Source organism: Pseudomonas sp. NPDC087614 (assembly GCF_044743485.1).
Lineage (GTDB): Bacteria > Pseudomonadota > Gammaproteobacteria > Pseudomonadales > Pseudomonadaceae > Aquipseudomonas > Aquipseudomonas baetica_A.
This window is the reverse complement of the sequence record NZ_JBIUWN010000204.1, coordinates 1-1,003: the sequence shown is the minus strand read 5'-3', so window position 1 is coordinate 1,003 and position 1,003 is coordinate 1. Positions and strand designations below refer to the sequence as shown.

Annotated in this window: 1 pseudogene; it reads left to right on the top strand. The window is 56.0% G+C overall.

Annotated features, from left to right (window positions below):
* Positions 1–53 precede the first annotated feature (53 nt).
* Positions 54–1,003 (top strand): annotated as a pseudogene (gene rpoB / locus ACIOWA_RS28105) (DNA-directed RNA polymerase subunit beta); the annotation flags it as partial.

Below are 1,003 nucleotides of genomic sequence, written 5' to 3'. Positions count from 1 at the left end.
CAGCTGGGAAACGATTTCGCTCGGTACCGTTGATTACGAAGGTACCGTTCTAAGTCTACATGGGTGAAATCCCCCTGATGACTGAGAACGGTACCTTCGTAATCAACGGTACCGAGCGTGTAATCGTTTCCCAGCTGCACCGTTCCCCGGGCGTGTTCTTCGATCACGACCGCGGCAAGACGCATAGCTCCGGCAAACTGTTGTACTCCGCGCGCATCATCCCTTATCGCGGTTCGTGGCTGGACTTCGAGTTCGACCCAAAAGACTGCGTATTCGTGCGTATCGACCGTCGTCGCAAGCTGCCGGCCTCGGTACTGCTGCGCGCGCTCGGCTACACCACTGAAGAAGTGCTGGACGCGTTCTACACCACCAACGTATTCCACCTGAGCGGCGAAACCCTCAGCCTGGAGCTGATTGCATCGCGTCTGCGTGGTGAAATTGCCGTTCTGGATATCCAGGATGAAAAAGGCAAGGTCATTGTTGAAGCTGGCCGTCGTATTACTGCGCGCCACATCAACCAGATCGAAAAGGCCGGTATCAAGACGCTGGAAGTGCCTCTGGACTACGTCCTGGGTCGCACCACTGCCAAGGTCATCGTGCATCCGGCTACTGGCGAAATCCTGGCTGAGTGCAACACCGAGCTTAACGTTGAGATCCTCGGCAAAATCGCCAAGGCTCAAGTCGTTCGCATCGAGACCCTGTACACCAACGACATCGACTGCGGTCCGTTCGTTTCTGACACGCTGAAGATCGACTCCACCAGCAACCAATTGGAAGCGCTGGTCGAGATCTATCGCATGATGCGTCCAGGCGAGCCGCCAACCAAAGACGCTGCCGAAACCCTGTTCAATAACCTGTTCTTCAGCCCTGAGCGCTATGACCTGTCTGCGGTCGGCCGGATGAAGTTCAACCGTCGTATCGGTCGTACCGAGATCGAAGGTTCGGGTGTGCTGTGCAAGGAAGACATCGTCGCGGTACTGAAGACTCTGGTCGACATCCGTAA